We start from the raw sequence: 12,716 nt of genomic DNA, 5'->3' as shown, positions 1-12,716 counted from the left end.
CGATTAATTTAAAAATAATTTAAGGGATTTTTAAAATGTATTAACAGTAGAAAGGTTTTGCAACGTTGTAAAATAACTTCGATACAGATGAACCTGATACTGCCTTGATTCACTGTTGTTTATGTTTTGGTTGTATAAACAATACGGGGGCTAATCGTAAGTGATTTAATGAACTAAAATGAACTTCTAGTAGACTAAAGCGAAGAAATATAGGCTAATACTGTTTGGGTAGCTCCTGTGTTGTTTTTTACAAAATTCGCTGAAATTTCTCCCGTTTTTAATCGAAAGCTTCTGTCTTCAACGAGTTTTATTAGAATTGCAGAAGCTTCTTCAGGATTGGATATGGCAAATAGTCCTCCACAATCTTGAAGTTGCCCAGCTTCAGGAAATTCTTTAAAATTCTTTCCAATAACGATTGGTATTCCAAAAGTTGCGGGTTCTAAAATGTTGTGAAGTCCGGTTGCGCCCATAGCACCGCCCACATAAGCGATGTCGGCATAATTATACAACTTGGTTAATAACCCAATACAATCAATAATAAGCACGTTGTAATCGGAAATATTCACGTTGTCTTTTTCTGAATGTAGAATCGTTTTCTTATTAATTTTTTGTCTTAACGCTTTAACTTTTTCAGCTTCAATTTTATGTGGCGCAATGATAAACTTCACGTCATTTGCCGAAGCATTCATGTAATCAATCAAAACAGATTCATCTTCTACCCAAGTGCTGCCGCAAACAATACAGACCGATTCTTCTTTAAATTCTTCTGCAAACTTCAAGGTGTTATTCATTTTTAACTGGTTTGAAACGCGATCAAATCGAGTGTCGCCACTTACGGTTGTGTTTGTAAAACCTATATTTTTTAGAAGTAATTCAGAATTATTTTCCTGTAAAAAAAAGTGTTCAAAAGCAGTAAGCGCTTTTCGCATAAATCGGCCATACGTCTTAAAAAACATCTGATCTTTTCTAAAAACACCCGAAACCAACAATGTTTGAATATTTCGTTTTTGAAGTCCGAATAGGTAATTAGGCCAGAATTCATATTTAACAAAAAAAACCAGGGAGGGATGTAGTGATTCAATAAACTTATTGGCATTTGATGGCGTATCCATTGGTAAATACACTACCACATCGGCTAACGGGGTGTTTTTCTTGTTTTCATAACCAGAAGGTGAAAAAAAACTGACTACTATTTTATGGTCTGGTTTTAATTTTCTTACGCCTTCCATAATAGGCACGCCTTGTTCAAATTCACCTAAAGAGGCGCAATGGAACCAAATAGTTTTGTCGGTTGCTGCAATTTTCTGCTCAATAGTTTCAATTACATCCTTTCTGCCATCAACAAAAAGTTTCATCCTTTTGCTGAACAGTGCTGCAATCCTCAAACCAAAGGACGCTAAATGAATTAATAAATTATAGATTGTGTGCATTGGGTGTAAAAGTACAAAATTCAGTGCTCGGGGCTTCGATACGTTTTGAAAGAAAATAGATGTGTTGGGTATTATTATGCTTCCTTTAGTGCCTTCAAAACACTCAAGCACCGCACGGATACTCTAACAGTCAGTTTTTAGTATGTGAGATTATAAAAGGTTGTTTTGAATTCTGTTAAAAAATGATGTTGCGTGTTTCGGTACTGAGAAAAAACCCTGCTTTATGAGAATTTGATCGTTTTACCGACTGTAAAAGGTGCTGTTTTTTACCAAGATTAAAGCTCTTCAGTAAAAATTGATTAAATGTTTCAGTTTCGCTCAATAACGTTGTTTTGAAGTAAAGGTAATTTGCGGTCAAAATGTATCGAAGCCCGAAATAACAAATTTCATTTTCGTAATTTTACACAATTATAAATTCTAAGAATGAGAAAAATACAAATGGTTGACCTTAAAGGTCAATACGAAAATATAAAGGAGCGCGTGGATAGCTCGATAATGAATGTTATAGAAACCACCGCTTTTATAAATGGTCCCGAAGTTCACGAATTTCAAAAAGAACTTGAAGATTATTTAGGAGTAAAACACGTTATTCCTAGTGCCAATGGAACCGACGCTCTGCAAATTGCAATGATGGGACTTGGTTTAAAACCTGGTGATGAAGTGATTACGGCCGATTTCACTTTTGCTGCGACGGTTGAGGTTATTGCACTTCTGCAATTAACTCCGGTTTTGGTAGATGTTGATCCTGTTACTTTCAACATTGATGTGGAGGCGATTAAAAAAGCAATTACTCCAAAAACAAAAGCAATTGTACCTGTTCATTTATTCGGACTGGCTGCTAATATGGACGAGATTATGGCAATTGCCGAAGAACACAATCTATACGTAATTGAAGATAATGCACAGGGAATCGGCGCCGACTATATTTCGAAAGACGGTTCTAAAAAGAAAACGGGAGCTATTGGCCATGTTGCTTCAACTTCATTTTTTCCATCAAAAAATTTAGGTTGTTATGGTGATGGTGGCGCCATTTTTACAAATGATGATGATCTGGCTCATAGTCTTAGAGGAATAGTAAACCACGGAATGTACGAGCGCTACCATCACGATGTGGTAGGTGTAAACAGTAGGTTAGACTCTATTCAGGCAGCTGTGCTACGTGCGAAATTGCCAAACTTAGACACGTACAATGCAACACGCCAAAAGTCGGCCCAGAAGTATACAGAAGCTTTTAAAGGAATAGATCAAATTATAACTCCAAGCCTTTGTGAAACTTGTGCATCGGAGCGTTATGATGACTGTAATTGTCATGTTTTTCATCAATACACCTTAAGAATAATTGGTGCAGATCGTGATGCTCTGGTAAAACATTTAAACGAAAATGATATTCCGTGTGGAGTTTATTACCCGATTCCACTGCATCTTCAAAAAGCGTACAAAGACGAACGCTATAATGAAGAAGATTTTACGGTTACTAATCAGTTAGTTAAGGAAGTAATATCTTTACCTATGCACACCGAATTGGATGACGAGCAAATAGCTTATATTACGAAAAAGGTGATAGATTTTGTAAACAAATAAAATTCACTAGAACGACTTTTGTCGTCATAACGAATAAATATGAAAAAAATATTAGTTACAGGTGGTTTGGGCTATATAGGCTCGCACACCGTAGTTGAACTCCAGAATTCTGGATATGAAGTAATTATTGTTGATAACCTATCAAATTCATCCATAGATGTTTTGGAAAGAATTACCAATATCACTAAAAACCCTCCAAAGTTTGAAAGACTGGATCTTCGTATAAAGTCGGATGTTTCTGAATTCTTTAAAAACAATAGCGATATTGATGGTATAATCCATTTTGCAGCTAGTAAGGCGGTGAGTGAAAGTGTAGAAAAGCCCCTTCTTTATTACGAAAACAATCTAAATACACTCATTTACTTACTTCAAGAGTGTGAAACAAATGGCATTGAAAATTTTATTTTTAGCTCCTCTTGTACCGTTTATGGCGAACCAGATTCTCTGCCAATTACTGAAGAAGCTCCTGTGAAAAAAGCTACTTCGCCTTATGGTAATACAAAACAAATAAGCGAGGAAATTCTGTTTGATACTTGTAGTGTTTCTAGTTTAAAAGCCATTGCGCTGCGCTACTTTAATCCAATTGGCGCGCATGAAACTTCTGAAATTGGCGAGTTACCAGCTGGAGTACCGCAAAATTTAGTACCCTTTATTACCCAAACTGCCGCAGGTGTTCGAAAACAATTATCTGTTTATGGAGATGATTACCCAACCGAAGATGGTAGTTGTATCCGCGATTATATTCATGTCGTAGATTTGGCGAAGGCACACGTAATTGCAATGGAGCGATTGCTATCTGGAAAAAATGAAACCAATTACGAGTTTTTTAACCTAGGCACGGGGAGAGGCAGTTCTGTATTGGAAGTAGTTAATTCTTTTCAACATACGACTGGTGAAAAACTTAACTATAAAGTTGTCGATCGTCGTCCAGGCGATGTGATTTCAGTTTATGCCGACACAAAAAAGGCAAATGAAGTTTTAGGATGGAAATCTGAAAAAACCATGGAGGAGGCTTTGGCTTCTGCATGGAAATGGGAGAAGAAAGTACGAGGGATTCAGTAAGCACTTATTGCTCGTTGGTGAGTAAATAATCACTATTTTCAACTTCAACTTCTTCTTTGTGTTCACGGTTACTAAGCACAGCCGGAGTATCGATTTACCACAGTTTAACCCAGTCTTAACGGTGGAAATTTGGAATTGGCAGTAAGGTTTCGTTTCTTTGCACTCTAACAGTACTCTGTACTTTAGCTTTGAATAACAATGTTATAGGGGTTAAATGGGGTCAAAAAAACAATGATGAATTTAGTTTCAGTGAAACGAAAAACAAGAATAGAGAAAAGATTTACACAAAAAATGGGCATGTTTACCGCAAATGTGGTGTACATACAAAAAACGTTTTTAAACGTTCCCTTTAAAACACTTCACAAATATCGAGAGACGTATTATGGCGAAGTAAAAGACTGCGAAGACTGCAGAATAAGTGCCTAATATAATTCTGAATTTAGAATTCAATATATAAAAACACCGAATGGACATTTTTCATTCGGTGTTTTAATTTTTTGGACTACGCTAATTAACTAGAATTAGGATACCCAAAACTTATCATTCCACGCATCTTCCGAAACACCAATGTCATCATGTAACTTTTCGAGCCTATTTAGCTCTTCGGCGCTCGCCACTTTTTCTATTTCATTGTAAAGAATGCGCTCTTCAAAACGGATATAACTACCTATTTCTTCTTCAATTTTGTTCAGGACTATATTCAAATTAGCCGTTTCATCAAATAATCGATTTAAGCGTCGGTGATTTGCCAAAGCTCTTTTTACACGAAAATTTTGATTCCCGAGTATCGGAAAAACGTACTTCCGTTCCATTTCAAAATGGGGATCCAAATAATCTTTTTTTAACCAATCTGCATAGTTTTTAATTCGGCTAGTAGAAACATTCATTTGTAAGCCTTTTCCTATTCGAAAACAACGAATTAAAACCTCGTTGTGTTCGTGACTAAGCGGTTTTAATACGCTTCTTCTGTTTTCAGCAAGTTTCATTACCTATTTGTTTAATTCAGTTAATCTATTTTGATAGTTACAAAGAAAGAAATCATTTTCAATTTTTCTTATGAGGCAAGTCATACTAATTCAATGTTTTGTCAATTCGTATTCAAACAATAGAAAACCAAAACTTAATTATTTGTGTGACAGGAAATGATTTTAATTTCGTAATTTTGAATCATTCTAAATAAGAAACCATAAATAGATAAAATTATGAAATTAGCATCACTTACAAATAACCTTGAATTAAACGAAACTCGTCCGGCAATTCAAGTGTTAATGGAAACGGAGGCAGGAAAGGAAATCAGAATTGCATTTAAGAAAGGTCAGGTAATGAAAGAGCATAAAACGCCTTTTCCAATTGTTGTTGAGATTTTTGAAGGTGCCATTGATTTTGGAGTAAACGGAGAGATCCACAATTTGAAAAAAGGGGATTTAATTAGTCTCGACGGCGGTGTTCCTCACGATTTAAAGGCTGTTGAAGCAAGCACTGTAAGATTGAGCCTAAACAAGGCAGACTCTACAAAACGGGTTGAAGGAGTGGTTAATCAATAATAATTAACCTTTCAAACCTCAATTAAAATACAGGTATTCAAGGATAGATTAGACTTTTAGGGAAAATTTTTGAAAAAAATAATGCGTGTATTCGCGGTGAACTTTGACCACGAACACACGAATTTATAGAATCATCAAACCTCACAATTATAATTGTTAATACGTAGCTAAATCTCCGCTTTCTCGGTTTCTGCGGACTTGTCTATTTTTTTCACTAAGCCTTGCAAAACATTTCCAGGTCCTACCTCGATAAATGTGGTAGCTCCATCTTTTATCATGTTTTGTATACTTTGGGTCCATCTTACAGGAGCGGTGAGCTGTGAAATCAAGTTCTTCTTTATTTCCGAAGGATCAGTCACTGCAACAGTTGAAACATTTTGATAGATAGGACAAGCAGGCTGTGAAAATCGCGTTGCTTCAATAGCTGCTGCCAATTCTTCGCGAGCAGGTTCCATCAACGGACTGTGGAAAGCGCCGCCAACAGGTAAGATAAGTGCTCTTCGTGCACCAGCTTCTTTTAAACTTTCACAGGCTTTTTCCACGGCGCTTACTTCTCCTGAAATAACAAGTTGACCGGGACAGTTATAGTTGGCCGCAACCACAATTCCTGGAGTGTTGGCACATATTTTTTCTACTAGTTCATCTTCTAAGCCTAAAACTGCAGCCATTGTTGAAGGCGTTACTTCGCAAGCACTTTGCATTGCTAAGGCGCGTTTGTAGACCAATTGTAGGCCATCGCTAAAAGCCAAGGTCTTATTCGCTACCAAAGCAGAGATTTCGCCTAAGGAGTGTCCAGCGACCATATCGGGTTGAAACGTATCGCCCATCACTTCGGCTAAAATAGTGGAGTGAAGAAAAATTGCAGGTTGGGTAACATTGGTTTGTTTAAGTTCATCTGCTGTGCCTTCAAACATGATTTTGGTAATGTCAAACCCCAAAATATCATTCGCTTGATGAAATAAATCTTTGGCTTTTTGTGATGTATCGTAAAGATCCTTTCCCATTCCGGAAAATTGTGCGCCCTGACCGGGAAATATATATGCTTTCATTTGTTTGCTCGTATTTAGATTGAATTGCAAAAATAAGATTAATTATTATTATAACTTTAGCGTACTCACAACCCTTATGTGTTTCTATGAAATAAGGTTAATTATAAAAACATTTTTATATGGAAAACACTGATTTCATCTTTTGAAAATAGACGTGAATCACTTGTTTATTAGCTGCTTGGGTTTAAGTGTGTTTTGATACTATTGACTGAACCTGTCCTAAATACCCTGATCCAAATAAATTTAAATGAACCAGTAGATAATAAAGCTGCCATAAATCGATTCGGTTTTTCCATCCAGATTTCAATGGAAAAAAGGAGTCGTAGATTTCAAATGTTGAAGAATTGAAGCCGCCAAAAAGTTTCATCATAGCCAAATCCATTTCTCTAGGAGCGAAAGCCACAGCAGGATCTATCAGCACAGGATTTCCATCTTCGGAAACCATAAAGTTTCCATTCCATAAATCTCCGTGAATCAACGCTGGAGGTTCATTGGGAATTTTTTCGGCAATGTTTTTATAGAATTTTTCCAAGTTTTTAAATTGAAATTCGTTATCCGAAGCCATTCTGAATTGTGGTTCCAGTCGTTCAGAAATGTAGAATTCCGAAGCCGTCTGGCAATATGTATTTTGCTGCGGAAGACTACCGATATAGTTGTCGTGATCCAATCCAAAGCTGTTTTGGGTGGTTTTGTGTAGTGTTACGAGGTTCTGTGCAAAGATTTCCCAAAAATCAGGTTTTGGGGAACCAGTTGGAATGTATTCCATCAATAGATACGAAGCTTCTTTAATAACACCCGTCGCGACAACTTTTGGGATTCTGAAGCTTTTCGAGTTATTCAGAAGGTCTAAACCTTTCGCTTCGGCAGTAAACATTCCTGGAAATTTGGAAGCGCTATTTAGTTTAACAACGAAGCTCCCTTTTACGCATTTTAAAAGTAAAACCTCATTTATATCACCACCAGATAAAGTCGTTGCTTCAATTAAATTGAGGGTGTTCTGGGAAGCTATATTTTGAAGTGTATTTTTTAAGCGCAACTCATTGTATAATTGGTTTCAAATTCAATCTTGAATTGTAATAAACATTCCGTTAGTGGTTAACCTCTAAAGCTTGTTTATTTTCTAACCCAAGTTTCATACGTAAAAGCATACTTATGTTTTTCGTCTTTCCCGTGCTTTTCTTCCGAAATAAGTTTCCATTCATCTTCGGAGAATTCAGGAAAAAAGGTGTCTGCGTCTTCAAAAGTACCGTGAACGCGAGTGAGTTCTATTTTATCGGCAACGTCCATCGCCAGTTTATAGATTTCTCCACCGCCAATAACGAAAATATCCTTTTTTGAAGTTGCTTTTTCAATGGCTTCCTCTAAGCTATGCACAACTTCGGCACCAACATTTCCATATTTTCTGTCACGGGTAATTACAATATGGACTCTATTTGGCAATGGGTTTGGGAAGGACTCAAAGGTTTTTCGTCCCATAATAATAAAATGGTGACTGGTAATTTTTTTAAAACGTTTAAAATCATCAGGTAAATGCCAAAGCAGATCATTGTCTTTGCCTAGCTCATTGTTTTCGCCAGCGGCCGCAATTAGTGTTATCATTCTACATCTGGAGGTAAAGGGTTATTCAATGTGTTTTTAGGAGTTTCGGGCGTAGGAATGTTTAACGGGTATTCGGCATCTACTTTCTTTTGAAGTTCAGCTATTTTTTCGGTCTGGCGCGCTTTTAATTTTTCAAGCTGGCGGTCCTCCCATTCTTTGCCCATAAACGAACTCATAACAAAAACGTTTAAGAGGTGGACTAAAAAAATGAAAGCCCAAATTAAAATTGCCCAAATAAACCAATCTTGAAATAAGGTTTCATTGCCATAGCCTAAAACTGGGTTTATAATAATTAGAAGAATGGAACCTACTAAAAATGCGATAAAATGGCGCATCAGATTTTTTTTCTGATTTATGCGTCTGCGTGCATATTCAAATTGTTCCCGTTGCTCGGCATCAATTCTTTCAGATTTTTTAGCTTTTGAAAACATAGTTACTTACATTTATTTTCTCGTATTTGAGCGTTAACGAATATTGTTCGTACTATGTAAAAATACCTAATTTTCGCCATTATGGCCTACTAACTATGGAAGAAATCCGAAAACACTTTCCTGCACTTTCTACTTGCACCTATTTAAACACAGCCTCCAATGGTTTAATACCGAAACCTGTGGTAGATTGGCGGCGGCAACACGATATGGATTTGATGAACCTTGCAAGTGTTTTTCGCGATCAGCACAGGTTACATGTCGAGCAAATACGAAAAACAGTAGCCGATTTTTTTGGAGCGTCTGTACTTGAAACAGCGCTGATCCCCAATTTTTCATTCGGAATAAATATGGTTCTCGACGGAATGCCCGAAGGACAAAAAGTATTGCTTTTAAAGAATGATTATCCCTCTGTAAATTGGCCTGTAGAAACTCGTGATTTCAACGTGTGTTATGCCGAGATTAATGAAAATTTAGAAAGGAATATTGAAGAAGCTGTTGTTAAACACCGCCCTGAAATTTTCTTTTTTAGTATAGTACAATGGTTAAACGGAATTAAAATTGATTTTGAATTTTTAAGAAAACTGAAAACAAATTATCCAAATTTGTTACTCATCGCCGACGGAACCCAATACTTAGGCACCGAACATTTCAACTTTGCCGAAAGCACTATTGATGTAGTGGGTGCGAGCACTTATAAATGGTTAACAGCTGGATATGGAAATGGGTTTTTAATGATTAAAGAATCAGCCCGAAATCGAATATTCCCAAAATCTATTGGCTTTAATTCCGCAGAACGATTTGAAAATGAAGCGACCGACACAGCTTATATGAAGCATTTTGAACCCGGTCATCAGGACACTCTAAATTATGGAAGTTTGGAGCAGTCAATTCTTTTTGCCAAGTCGCTCGGAAGTGAGAAGCTTTATCAACATATAACAGAACTTTCTACTAAAGCGAAATTCCGTTTTGCTGAAATGGGAGTGTTGAAAAATGAAGTCTTATTTCGTGAAAATCACTCTTCAATTTTCAATATAAAAGGAGATGAAAAACTGTTTCAAAAACTGAAAGCGAATAACATTATAGCTTCGTTGCGCGGTGATGGTATTCGAGTAGGGTTTCACTACTACAACAATGAATCGGATTTAGAAAAACTTCTTGAGGTTTTAAGTTTAAGAGTTTAGAAGTCATGATTTCCTGCAAGGTCTCAAAGACCTTGTAGGTGTTTCCACGATTTCCTGCAAGGCCTCAAAGACCTTGTAGGTGTTTCCGATCAGAGTGGATTATTAGGTAGTTGGCGGGTATGAAATTCTGTAAAAATCCATTTATTCTTCAATTTTCACACCTTTCCAAAACGCTACATAATTTTTGATAGCTTCAGCAGGCTTTTTAGGTTCGGGATAAAACCAAGCAGCATCTGGGTTTTGTTGACCATCAACTTCCAAAGTATAGTAGGAAGCATCGCCTTTCCAAGGGCAATGGGTGTGGGTATCGCTTTTCCTGAAAAATTCCATTTTTATGGATTCGGAAGGGAAATAATGGTTGTTTTCTATAACAATTGTTTTATCGCTTTCGGCAAGTATTTTGTCGTTCCAGAGTGCTTTCATTTTATAAGTTTAAGAGTTTAAATGTTTTTTCCTGAATGAGATTAGGACGTGTTTATAATCTTTTAAGCTCTTTTAAAAACATAATTTTTATAATATTCGTTTTGGTCAGTAAACGAGGTTACAATTTCGAGTCCTGATTCTTGTGCGAGCCAAGTCACTATTTTATCGTCATATTTTTGTGAAATCTCCACGTGAATACTCTCCCATTGGTCAAATTGTAATTTTAAATCAATTTGTTCAATTTCAACTTCCATAGCTTCAGTAGCAACTAAAAAGCTTTTAGCAGTACCGGTCTCGGGGTTGTAGCTTTCCCAGTGAATATATTTTTCTACATCAAAATTTCCGCCTAATTCCCGGTTTATCCGTGTTAGTATATTTTTGTTGAAGGCGGCGGTAATTCCTGCTTTATCGTTATAGGCATCTAGAATGGTTTGCGGGTTTTTCTTTTGGTCAAAACCCATAAAGAGTAAATCGTCTGTATGAAGTGAGTCTTTAAGTTTTGAAAGAAAATTAATAGCCTGTGGATGGCGCAAGTTTCCAATGTTACTTCCGAGTACCATTATCACCTTTTTACGTTTATCGAACTTTTTTAGGTTTTCTAATACCTCAAAATATTCTCCTACTTCCGCATCTACTTTTAATTTTGGCATTTCCTTCGCTAGATTTGAAGAGAGCATGTTCACAGCATTTTCGCTAATGTCTATCGGCTTATATATAAAGTTGAAATTATTTTCGTTCATATATTTTAAAAGCACCTTTGTCTTCTTCCCATCACCAGCTCCGAGTTCAATTAAGTCTAATCCGTTTTCTTTATCTCGAAATAATTCGCCAATAGTTTTGGTGTGATTTGATATTATTTCAAATTCACAGCCCGTAAGGTAGTACTCAGGCATTGCCATAATGTCTTGAAAAAGACTGTCTCCTTTTTTGTCGTAAATATATTTAGAGAAAAGAAATTTCGGAAAAGTGCTCAAGCCCTCGTGGACGTCTCTCTTAAATGCACTATCGAATTTTTGTTGTGAATTTGATTTCATAAAAGGTTTTTGTGGTTATTTAGCTAGTCTTAATCCTGTAAATTGCCAGCGTAAGTTGGTTTGAAAAAAATTGCGATATGTAGGGCGCGTATGCTTTTCTGAAGTTGCTACAGAACCACCGCGTAACACTTTTTGGTTCACCATAAACTTACCGTTGTATTCACCAATTGCCCCTGGAGCTTTTGCATAACCCGGATAGGGAAGATAGGCACTTTCAGTCCATTCCCAACGGGTGCCCCAATCAAATGTGTCTTGGGCACTTTCCCACTCAAATTCGGTGGGGAGACGGCATTTTTTCCATTGCGCATAGGCAAATGCTTCGTAATATGAAATATGAGCTAAGGGGGCTTCTAAATCTAATTCCCGAAGACCTTGTAAGGTGTATTGATGCCACTTCCCGTCTATAGTATGCCAATACATTGGTGATTTTATATTATTCGTTTTTACCCAATCTAATCCTTCTGCGTGCCATAGGTTAAAATCGGTATAACCACCGGCTTCAATAAATTCTAAATATTCAGAATTTGTCACCAGTTTATTCGAGATTTTATATTTCTGAAGATATACTTTATGACGATTCAATTCATTATCATAACAAAACTCCGCTGGTTTATTATGGCCAATTTCATAAATTCCTTCATCCATTTCAATCCATTCTTGTTCGAAATCTTGATTTGGATTTTCTAAAAATGAATCGTTGTATTTTGGTAACAAGGGGTTGTTTCCGAGAATGTATTTTATGTCGGTTATTAATAATTCTTGATGTTGTTTTTCGTGATGGATTCCAATTAATAAAATTTCTTCTATTTCTTGCGATACGCCCAATGCTAGAAACTCCTTCATTGCATTTGTAACGTGCTTGCGGTATTCGTAAACCTTTGCCACACTCGGGCGTGAAAGATTGCCGCGATCTGTACGAAGCACACGTTTACCCACGTTTTCGTAATAACTGTTAAACACAAATGCGAAATCATCATTAAAAATTTGATACTTCGGTTTGTGGGGTTTCAAGATGAATTCTTCAAAAAACCAAGAGGTGTGTCCTAAATGCCATTTTGGAGGTGAAACATCTACTATGGGTTGGACAACATAATCCTCTATTTCCAGTGGTTTGCAGAGGTTTTCTGTGTGTTCGCGCGTTTCGAGAAATAATTTAGAAAGTGTATGTATAGCAGGCATATTAAAATGTGTCGCAGTTTTTTTAACGACTTTTTAAAGATACCGATTCTATTATTCAATGATTTTTAAATTCATGTTAAACCACGGAAATATGACGTAACTAGCACGAAATAAAATAGCTTCACCAAAAAATATATGTTTCTGCTTAGGTACACTGAAGAGATACAATGCGCTGAAAGACAAGTGTTAAGTTTGGGGAAATA

General features: G+C 36.5%; 14 protein-coding genes. 5 read left to right on the top strand and 9 right to left on the bottom strand.

The genetic code is table 11. The features are described 5' to 3' along the window. Positions 1 to 194 precede the first annotated feature (194 nt). Entirely contained in the window at positions 195 to 1,355 is a 1,161-nt protein-coding gene (locus BLW28_RS01205) for a 3-deoxy-D-manno-octulosonic acid transferase (RefSeq protein WP_317042258.1), read from the bottom strand. Between the two features lie 498 nt (positions 1,356 to 1,853). Here BLW28_RS01205 and BLW28_RS01200 point away from each other — a divergent pair, with 498 nt between their 5' ends. The 3 genes from BLW28_RS01200 to BLW28_RS15870 all read left to right on the top strand — a co-directional run bounded on the left by BLW28_RS01200 (position 1,854) and on the right by BLW28_RS15870 (position 4,499). After that, positions 1,854 to 3,011 (top strand): DegT/DnrJ/EryC1/StrS family aminotransferase, encoded by a 1,158-nt coding sequence (locus tag BLW28_RS01200; protein ID WP_073213613.1) that lies wholly within the window; start codon positions 1,854 to 1,856, stop codon positions 3,009 to 3,011. A 39-nt stretch (positions 3,012 to 3,050) separates the two neighbouring features. Further along, positions 3,051 to 4,073: a UDP-glucose 4-epimerase GalE gene (galE, locus tag BLW28_RS01195; RefSeq protein ID WP_073213610.1), complete on the top strand. Its 1,023-nt coding sequence runs from the start codon at positions 3,051 to 3,053 to the stop codon at positions 4,071 to 4,073. A 291-nt stretch (positions 4,074 to 4,364) separates the two neighbouring features. Further along, positions 4,365 to 4,499 (top strand): hypothetical protein, encoded by a 135-nt coding sequence (locus BLW28_RS15870; RefSeq protein ID WP_317042257.1) that lies wholly within the window; start codon positions 4,365 to 4,367, stop codon positions 4,497 to 4,499. A gap of 95 nt (positions 4,500 to 4,594) precedes the next feature. Here BLW28_RS15870 and BLW28_RS01185 read toward each other — a convergent pair whose 3' ends face one another. Then, positions 4,595 to 5,059 carry a hypothetical protein gene (locus tag BLW28_RS01185; protein ID WP_073213607.1) on the bottom strand — a complete coding sequence of 155 codons (465 nt, stop codon included), beginning with the start codon at positions 5,057 to 5,059 and terminating at the stop codon, positions 4,595 to 4,597. A gap of 216 nt (positions 5,060 to 5,275) precedes the next feature. Between BLW28_RS01185 and BLW28_RS01180 the strand changes: the two genes are divergently transcribed. Continuing rightward, positions 5,276 to 5,617, top strand: coding sequence for a cupin domain-containing protein (locus tag BLW28_RS01180; RefSeq protein WP_073213606.1), 342 nt, complete (start codon positions 5,276 to 5,278; stop codon positions 5,615 to 5,617). 167 nt (positions 5,618 to 5,784) lie between these two features. Here BLW28_RS01180 and fabD read toward each other — a convergent pair whose 3' ends face one another. From fabD to BLW28_RS01160, 4 genes are all read right to left on the bottom strand, one after another. Next, positions 5,785 to 6,666: an ACP S-malonyltransferase gene (gene fabD / locus BLW28_RS01175; RefSeq protein ID WP_073213603.1), complete on the bottom strand. Its 882-nt coding sequence runs from the start codon at positions 6,664 to 6,666 to the stop codon at positions 5,785 to 5,787. 184 nt (positions 6,667 to 6,850) lie between these two features. Continuing rightward, the gene (locus tag BLW28_RS01170; RefSeq protein ID WP_073213600.1) at positions 6,851 to 7,702 is read right to left on the bottom strand and encodes a fructosamine kinase family protein; all 852 of its coding nucleotides are present in this window, start codon (positions 7,700 to 7,702) and stop codon (positions 6,851 to 6,853) included. A gap of 77 nt (positions 7,703 to 7,779) precedes the next feature. Next, positions 7,780 to 8,265 (bottom strand): dihydrofolate reductase, encoded by a 486-nt coding sequence (locus BLW28_RS01165; RefSeq protein ID WP_073213597.1) that lies wholly within the window; start codon positions 8,263 to 8,265, stop codon positions 7,780 to 7,782. Next, positions 8,262 to 8,696: a 2TM domain-containing protein gene (locus tag BLW28_RS01160; protein WP_073213595.1), complete on the bottom strand. Its 435-nt coding sequence runs from the start codon at positions 8,694 to 8,696 to the stop codon at positions 8,262 to 8,264. Before BLW28_RS01160 ends, BLW28_RS01165 begins: the two co-directional genes overlap by 4 nt. 95 nt (positions 8,697 to 8,791) lie before the next feature. Between BLW28_RS01160 and BLW28_RS01155 the strand changes: the two genes are divergently transcribed. Beyond that, entirely contained in the window at positions 8,792 to 9,877 is a 1,086-nt protein-coding gene (locus BLW28_RS01155; RefSeq protein WP_073213594.1) for an aminotransferase class V-fold PLP-dependent enzyme, read from the top strand. Between the two features lie 141 nt (positions 9,878 to 10,018). Here BLW28_RS01155 and BLW28_RS01150 read toward each other — a convergent pair whose 3' ends face one another. The 3 genes from BLW28_RS01150 to egtB form a co-directional block, all read right to left on the bottom strand. Continuing rightward, positions 10,019 to 10,300 (bottom strand): DUF427 domain-containing protein, encoded by a 282-nt coding sequence (locus BLW28_RS01150; protein ID WP_073213593.1) that lies wholly within the window; start codon positions 10,298 to 10,300, stop codon positions 10,019 to 10,021. A gap of 62 nt (positions 10,301 to 10,362) precedes the next feature. Next, positions 10,363 to 11,334, bottom strand: coding sequence for an L-histidine N(alpha)-methyltransferase (locus tag BLW28_RS01145; RefSeq protein WP_073213592.1), 972 nt, complete (start codon positions 11,332 to 11,334; stop codon positions 10,363 to 10,365). Positions 11,335 to 11,349: 15 nt separating this feature from the next. Next, positions 11,350 to 12,513 (bottom strand): ergothioneine biosynthesis protein EgtB, encoded by a 1,164-nt coding sequence (gene egtB, locus BLW28_RS01140; protein WP_073213591.1) that lies wholly within the window; start codon positions 12,511 to 12,513, stop codon positions 11,350 to 11,352. Between the last annotated feature and the right edge of the window lie 203 nt (positions 12,514 to 12,716).

The organism is Aequorivita viscosa (genome assembly GCF_900106795.1).
GTDB lineage: Bacteria > Bacteroidota > Bacteroidia > Flavobacteriales > Flavobacteriaceae > Aequorivita > Aequorivita viscosa.
This window is presented reverse-complemented; position numbering and strand designations above follow the sequence as displayed.

What these genes read in the sequence shown, in the direction of transcription:
- BLW28_RS01205 (WP_317042258.1), bottom strand. Translation starts at nt 1,355, where the DNA reads ATGAAACTTTTTGTTGATGGCAGAAAGGATGTAATTGAAACTATTGAG.
- BLW28_RS01200 (WP_073213613.1), top strand. Translation starts at nt 1,854, where the DNA reads ATGAGAAAAATACAAATGGTTGACCTTAAAGGTCAATACGAAAATATA.
- galE (WP_073213610.1), top strand. Translation starts at nt 3,051, where the DNA reads ATGAAAAAAATATTAGTTACAGGTGGTTTGGGCTATATAGGCTCGCAC.
- BLW28_RS15870 (WP_317042257.1), top strand. Translation starts at nt 4,365, where the DNA reads ATGGGCATGTTTACCGCAAATGTGGTGTACATACAAAAAACGTTTTTA.
- BLW28_RS01185 (WP_073213607.1), bottom strand. Translation starts at nt 5,059, where the DNA reads ATGAAACTTGCTGAAAACAGAAGAAGCGTATTAAAACCGCTTAGTCAC.
- BLW28_RS01180 (WP_073213606.1), top strand. Translation starts at nt 5,276, where the DNA reads ATGAAATTAGCATCACTTACAAATAACCTTGAATTAAACGAAACTCGT.
- fabD (WP_073213603.1), bottom strand. Translation starts at nt 6,666, where the DNA reads ATGAAAGCATATATATTTCCCGGTCAGGGCGCACAATTTTCCGGAATG.
- BLW28_RS01165 (WP_073213597.1), bottom strand. Translation starts at nt 8,265, where the DNA reads ATGATAACACTAATTGCGGCCGCTGGCGAAAACAATGAGCTAGGCAAA.
- BLW28_RS01160 (WP_073213595.1), bottom strand. Translation starts at nt 8,696, where the DNA reads ATGTTTTCAAAAGCTAAAAAATCTGAAAGAATTGATGCCGAGCAACGG.
- BLW28_RS01155 (WP_073213594.1), top strand. Translation starts at nt 8,792, where the DNA reads ATGGAAGAAATCCGAAAACACTTTCCTGCACTTTCTACTTGCACCTAT.
- BLW28_RS01150 (WP_073213593.1), bottom strand. Translation starts at nt 10,300, where the DNA reads ATGAAAGCACTCTGGAACGACAAAATACTTGCCGAAAGCGATAAAACA.
- BLW28_RS01145 (WP_073213592.1), bottom strand. Translation starts at nt 11,334, where the DNA reads ATGAAATCAAATTCACAACAAAAATTCGATAGTGCATTTAAGAGAGAC.
- egtB (WP_073213591.1), bottom strand. Translation starts at nt 12,513, where the DNA reads ATGCCTGCTATACATACACTTTCTAAATTATTTCTCGAAACGCGCGAA.